General features: G+C 63.4%; 8 protein-coding genes. 1 reads left to right on the plus strand and 7 read right to left on the minus strand.

The genetic code is table 11. The features are described 5' to 3' along the window. The 7 genes from HB860_RS21845 to HB860_RS21875 form a co-directional block, all read right to left on the minus strand. A partial coding sequence (locus HB860_RS21845) for a recombinase family protein (RefSeq protein ID WP_021243029.1) occupies positions 1-552 on the minus strand: 552 nt, incomplete at its 3' end. Next, on the minus strand, positions 546-917 hold the full coding sequence (locus HB860_RS21850) for a hypothetical protein (protein ID WP_003100853.1): 372 nt from the start codon (positions 915-917) through the stop codon (positions 546-548). The genes HB860_RS21850 and HB860_RS21845, both read right to left, overlap by 7 nt. Continuing rightward, complete coding sequence (locus HB860_RS21855) at positions 914-1,414, minus strand: hypothetical protein (protein WP_003100856.1); 501 nt, start codon at positions 1,412-1,414, stop codon at positions 914-916. Before HB860_RS21855 ends, HB860_RS21850 begins: the two co-directional genes overlap by 4 nt. After that, on the minus strand, positions 1,411-1,737 hold the full coding sequence (locus HB860_RS21860; RefSeq protein WP_003100858.1) for a hypothetical protein: 327 nt from the start codon (positions 1,735-1,737) through the stop codon (positions 1,411-1,413). The genes HB860_RS21855 and HB860_RS21860 overlap by 4 nt, the downstream gene beginning before the upstream one ends. Before the next feature lie 254 nt (positions 1,738-1,991). Further along, positions 1,992-2,348, minus strand: coding sequence for a cupin domain-containing protein (locus HB860_RS21865; protein WP_003465043.1), 357 nt, complete (start codon positions 2,346-2,348; stop codon positions 1,992-1,994). Positions 2,349-2,584: 236 nt separating this feature from the next. Then, entirely contained in the window at positions 2,585-2,971 is a 387-nt protein-coding gene (locus HB860_RS21870) for a HepT-like ribonuclease domain-containing protein (protein WP_003100872.1), read from the minus strand. After that, the gene (locus tag HB860_RS21875) at positions 2,968-3,234 is read right to left on the minus strand and encodes a nucleotidyltransferase family protein (protein WP_016487057.1); all 267 of its coding nucleotides are present in this window, start codon (positions 3,232-3,234) and stop codon (positions 2,968-2,970) included. Before HB860_RS21875 ends, HB860_RS21870 begins: the two co-directional genes overlap by 4 nt. A 182-nt stretch (positions 3,235-3,416) precedes the next feature. On the opposite strand from HB860_RS21875, the gene HB860_RS21880 reads away from it, so the two are divergent. Beyond that, on the plus strand, positions 3,417-6,377 hold a 2,961-nt coding region (locus tag HB860_RS21880; protein ID WP_009309936.1), incomplete at its 3' end, for a Tn3-like element ISPa38 family transposase.

Raw genomic sequence — 6,377 nt, forward strand, 5'->3', positions numbered from 1 at the left:
GTGCGTGGAGGCTGGCACCCAGCGGTACAGCGTCGGAATGGACACGCCGAGGTTCTTGGCCACGTCCTTGGGCGGCACCCCGCTGGCCAGCAGCTTCTTGGCCGACTCGATCTTGCTGTCGGTCATCTTCGGCTTGCGGCCGCCTTTGCGGCCGAGCTGCTTGGCGACTTCCAGCCCGGCGCGGGTGCGCTCGACGGTCAGCTCGCGCTCCATTTCGGCAAGGCTCGCCATGACGTGGAAGAAGAACCGCCCGGATGGTGTGCCGGTGTCGATGGAGTCGGTGAGGCTCCTGAACTGGACACCGTGCTTGTGCAGATCGCCGACCAGATCGACCAGTTGCTTGACCGACCGGCCCAGCCGGTCGAGCTTCCAGACGACCAAAGTATCGCCTTCGCGCAGCATTTCGAGCGTCTTGGCCAAGCCAGGCCGGTCTGCCCGCGTGCCACTCACCTTGTCCTCGAAGACCTTTTTACATCCGGCCTTGCTCAAGGCTTCGCGTTGCAGCTCCAGGTTCTGATCCTGCGTCGAGACGCGCGCATAGCCAATCAACATGGCTTGTCTCGCGCCCGGTCGATGCGTTCCTGCATCGCCTGCATCACTTCTTCGTGGGTGTACGATCTGGCGTTGGCGTCGGTGGCTTGCCGCAGGGCTTCCTCAACCTCGCGCGTCATCCGCTCGTAATCCTCCGGCCACAGCGCTTGCTCCATGCGCAGCGACGCCTGACCCAGCAGGTGCAGCAGGCTGAACAGCCGCATGTCGTTGGTGGCGACGATGCGCTCCCGAATCTGCTCCTGAATAGCTTCGCTAGCCCGATGCGCTTGTGGTGTGGCAGTCCCCTCGTAGTCAGCGGGGAATTCCGCTTCCTCGGCAATCCTTGCCCAGGCGCTGGCCAGCGCCTCGATGGTTGACGTGCTCATTTCCGCCGCTCCTGTGCTCTTTGGCGAATCAACCGGCCAAGGGGCCTCGACGCGAAAACCAGCAGCATCACGCCTATCGGATACCAGGTCGAGAAGACCACCAAGGCATCGAAGGCTGGCCGTCCGGTGTTGGTAGGCAGTACGGCGGTCACAGCCATCAACCCGCCGACCGTCCAGATGATGCGCCACACGTAGGGCATCACGCGGGGCACGTAGCCGTCATCGAAAGCGGTCTGGTAGTAGCGGCGCAGGCCGCGCTCGGCAAGCGCCTGGCGCTGCCGCTCCGACAGCGCATCCGTCCGGCCATACCAGCGCCGGAATGGTGGACAGCGCAGCAGCAAAGGGGTGAAGAGGATCATCACCGCCACGATCGCGACACCCCACGCCATGACGGCGCCGGCATCGGGCCGCTTGGCGTTCTCGATCACGGGCGCGAAGACGCCCGGAGCACCGATCATCCAGAACAGCGCAATGTGCTGATGGAAGGAGAGCTTCATTTGCTCATCCACTTGCGCAGCAGGCGCTTTTTCAGGGAGGCGCGTTCTTGCGGGTTGCGTCCCTTGTGATTGGCGATGCGATCCGCCGTGGCGGCCTGGCGCTTGACGGGCCAGTAGGAGCGGCCATCCTTGCCCATCGACCAGACGCTGCTGGCCTGGTTTTCCAGCAGGGGCAGATGGGCGCTCAGGGCTTCGGGCGACGCGCTGGTCAGCGCCGTGCGCTCACGGGTGCGCCAGCGCTGATGCCAGAGCTTCTTGTCCTCGCGCTCGCTGCCGCAGGTCGTGTGCCCGACGATGGGTGTTTTGCGGCGGCTGCGGCTCATAACGTAGTGGTCTCCAAGAACATTCAGGACTGATCCCAGGCGTCGATGGTCAAGACCTGATCGGCAGGACAGGCGGCTACGCGGTCGGGAACTGGATGGTGTTCAGTCTCATGCCGACCCCATTCGATTGATCGCGTCGCTTGCGGCACGCTGCGACGCAAGGAGGTTTGCGACCTGGTTTAGCAGCCGTGTCCGCTGCATGTCTGTTACCTATCTCCCCGACCGCTCATTGGACCAACTCCAGAGATTGGGCTCTATCGCTCAGCCAATACGAAACCGGCATTGGCTGATGCCACAACCGAGACGAACACAAATGGCTCGGTACCTGTATTTCGCGCCCCGTGCACTTGGCCCGGTCTTGCCACGGCTATCTCACCTTCCCTGAGGGCACGAACAATCCCATTGCCCTGAAAGTAATCAGCCATTCCCGACAAAACAGTCCACGTGTCTTGGCCGTGAGGATGAATGTGAGCCGCAATTTCCTGCCCGGGATGGACATGCCAAACCACGATAATTGAGTCTCGGGTTTCAAGCACAACGGAACGAATAGGCTCGCCTTCGGACGGCTGAACATACTCGGCTACAGAAAATATTCTCGATTCAACAGTCATCGGAGATCCCTCTTTCACAGTGCCCCCAGACAGGCTGGATATGAGTTCTAACTCGAATTTGAACGGGAGGCTGGTCGTGCGGTCGTGCAGTTGCCGATGAGCGTGTCGGCTGCTGCCTCCTTGCCCACCAGCGAACTCACGTCCGTTGCGGCCATCCAGAAGGTCTTGCCCGAGCGCGGCTCATAGGTCGCGGGATCGAACACGCCAGAGGGGCCGAACATCGGCGGCTTGATTGGTCATGGCTCCATGCCTTTGTCGTTACGGTCTTCATCGTCGGCATCCTGACGCACGGCGGGCAATTGCTGGAGCAACGCCGGCAGCCATTCCTGTACCGTCTCCCACACCACATCGAGGTTGATGTCGAAATAGCCGTGAGCCATGCGATTACGCATATTGCGCATGCTGCGCCACGGCACGTCGGCATGCGCCTGGGTGAACTCGACGTAGCCATCCATCACCTTTGTGGCCGCCTCGCCGATGACGATCAGGCTCATGATGACGGCCTGCTGGGTGCGCTTGTCGGCCAAGAAGTCGTCCTTGGCCATCCCTTCCACGAAGCTGCGCGCATCGGTTGCGGCCTGCTGAATGTGGTCGAGGTAATCGGGCAGGCGGTTCTCGCTCATATCGGTTGCGCCTCCGCGAGCACCTTGGCCCGGAACTTCGGCGGCAGGTCGCCGGGAGTCAGCAGATCGACGTCAACGCCGAGCAGCGATTTCAGTTCTTCTTCCAAATCGCCCAAGTCCAACAACGTGGCACCGGGCAGCGCATCGACCAACAGGTCGAGGTCGCTGCCATCCCGGTCGGTGCCATGCAGCACCGAGCCGAAGACGCGCGGGTTCGCGGCGCGAAAGCGGCCTACCGCTTCACGCACTGCGCTTCGCTTCATGTCAAGCACAACAGACGGTCGCATGCGCATCCTTTCTTATCGAAACTCGTTGAGATGATATGCAATCAAGAATAGAATTTCAAGAACTATTTTCGAGAATCGCAATGCCTTGATTCCCGTGCCGCGCCGGTTGCCTTGGCGGGCTTGTCACAAACCTACGTTTTCAAGAAGAAGGAAACCGCATGCCCCGCCGTTCGATCCTCTCCGCCGCCGAGCGCGAAAGCCTGCTGGCGTTGCCGGACACCAAGGATGAGTTGATCCGTCACTACACGTTCAGCGAAAGCGACCTCTCCATCATCCGGCAGCGGCGCGGCCCGGCCAATCGGCTGGGCTTCGCGGTGCAGCTCTGCTACCTGCGCTTTCCCGGCGTCATCCTTGGCGCTGATGAGCCACCGTTCCCGCCATTGCTGAGACTGGTCGCCAACCAGCTCAAGGTCGGCATCGAAAGCTGGGACGAGTACGGGCAGCGTGAGCAGACCCGACGCGAGCACCTGGTCGAGCTGCAAACGGTGTTCGGCTTCCAGCCGTTCACGATTGGCCACTACCGGCAGGCTGTCCAGTTGCTGACCGAGCTGGCCATGCAAACCGACAAGGGCATCGTGCTGGCCAGAGCCTTGATCGAGCACCTGCGGCGGCAGTCGGTCATTGTGCCCGCCCTCAACGCCGTCGAGCGGGCGAGCGCCGAAGCGATTACCCGCGCCAACCGGCGTCTCTACGACGCCTTGGCTGAGCCGCTGACGGACGTGCATCGCCGTCGCCTCGACGATCTGCTCAAGCGCCGCGACAACGGCAAGACGACGTGGCTGGCCTGGCTGCGGCAATCCCCGGTCAAACCGAACTCGCGGCACATGCTGGAACACATCGAACGCCTCAAGGCGTGGCAGGCGCTCGACCTGCCCTCCGGCATCGAGCGGCTGGTTCACCAGAACCGGCTGCTCAAGATCGCCCGCGAGGGCGGCCAGATGACGCCCGCCGACCTGGCGAAGTTCGAGCCGCAGCGGCGTTACGCGACCCTGGTGGCGCTCGCCATCGAGGGCATGGCCACCGTCACCGACGAAATCATCGACCTGCATGACCGCATCCTGGGCAAGCTGTTCAATGCCGCCAAGAACAAGCATCAGCAGCAGTTCCAGGCATCCGGCAAGGCGATCAATGCCAAGGTGCGGCTGTTCGGGCGCATCGGCCAGGCGCTGATCGAGGCCAAGCAAGCGGGCCGCGATCCGTTCGCCGCCATCGAGGCCGTCATGTCCTGGGATGCTTTCGCCGAGAGCGTCACCGAAGCGCAGCGGCTCGCGCAACCCGAGGACTTCGATTTCCTGCACCGCATCGGCGAGAGCTACGCCACGCTGCGCCGCTACGCGCCGGAATTTCTCGACGTGCTCAAGTTGCGGGCCGCGCCCGCCGCCAAGGACGTACTCGACGCCATCGAGGTGCTGCGCAGCATGAACAGCGACAACGCCCGCAAGGTGCCCACCGACGCGCCGACCGAGTTCATCAAGCCGCGCTGGCAGAAGCTGGTGATGACCGACACCGGCATCGACCGGCGCTACTACGAACTGTGCGCGCTGTCGGAGCTGAAGAACGCGCTGCGCTCCGGCGACATCTGGGTGCAAGGCTCGCGCCAGTTCAAGGACTTCGAGGACTACCTGGTGCCGCCCGCGAAATTCGCCAGCCTCAAGCAGGCCAGCGAATTGCCGCTGGCCGTGGCCACCGATTGCGACCAGTACCTGCATGACCGGCTGACGCTGCTGGAAACGCAGCTCGCCACCGTCAACCGCATGGCGCTGGCCAACGAGCTGCCGGACGCCATCATCACGGAGTCGGGCCTGAAGATCACGCCGCTCGATGCGGCGGTGCCCGATACCGCACAGGCCCTGATCGACCAGACGGCGATGATCCTACCGCACGTCAAGATCACCGAATTGCTGCTGGAGGTAGACGAATGGACGGGCTTCACCCGGCACTTCGCCCACCTGAAGTCAGGCGACCTGGCCAAGGACAAAAACCTGTTGCTGACCACGATCCTCGCCGACGCGATCAACCTGGGCCTGACCAAGATGGCGGAATCGTGCCCCGGCACGACCTACGCCAAGCTGGCCTGGCTGCAAGCCTGGCACATCCGCGACGAAACCTACGGGGCGGCACTGGCCGAGCTGGTCAACGCGCAGTTCCGACATCCCTTCGCCGAGCATTGGGGCGACGGCACCACGTCATCGTCGGACGGCCAGAACTTCCGCACCGGCAGCAAGGCCGAGAGCACCGGCCACATCAATCCGAAATACGGCAGCAGCCCAGGGCGGACGTTCTACACCCATATCTCCGACCAGTACGCGCCGTTCCACACCAAGGTCGTGAACGTCGGCGTGCGCGACTCGACCTACGTGCTCGACGGCCTGCTGTATCACGAATCCGACCTGCGGATCGAGGAGCACTACACCGACACGGCAGGGTTCACGGACCACGTCTTCGCGTTGATGCACCTGCTGGGCTTCCGCTTCGCCCCGCGCATTCGTGACCTGGGCGACACCAAGCTCTACATCCCGAAGGGCGATGCCACCTACGAGGCGTTGAAACCGATGATCGGCGGCACGCTCAACATCAAGCACGTCCGCGCCCATTGGGATGAAATCCTGCGGATGGCCACCTCGATCAAGCAGGGCACGGCGACGGCCTCGCTGATGCTCAGGAAGCTTGGCAGCTACCCGCGCCAGAACGGCCTGGCCGTCGCCCTGCGTGAGCTGGGACGCATCGAGCGCACACTGTTCATCCTGGACTGGCTGCAAAGCGTCGAGCTGCGCCGCCGCGTGCATGCCGGGCTGAACAAAGGCGAGGCGCGCAACGCGCTGGCCCGCGCCGTGTTCTTCAACCGCCTGGGGGAAATCCGCGACCGCAGCTTCGAGCAGCAGCGCTACCGGGCCAGCGGCCTCAACCTGGTGACGGCGGCCATCGTGCTATGGAACACGGTCTATCTGGAGCGGGCCGCGAACGCCTTGCGTGGCCACGGTCAAGCCGTCGATGACGGCCTGTTGCAGTACCTGTCGCCGCTCGGCTGGGAGCACATCAACCTGACCGGCGATTACCTCTGGCGCAGCAGCGCCAAGATCGGCGCGGGCAAGTTCAGGCCGCTACGGCCGCTGCAACCG

The sequence above is a fragment of the Aeromonas genomosp. paramedia genome (genome assembly GCF_023093515.1).
Classification (GTDB): Bacteria; Pseudomonadota; Gammaproteobacteria; order Enterobacterales; family Aeromonadaceae; genus Aeromonas.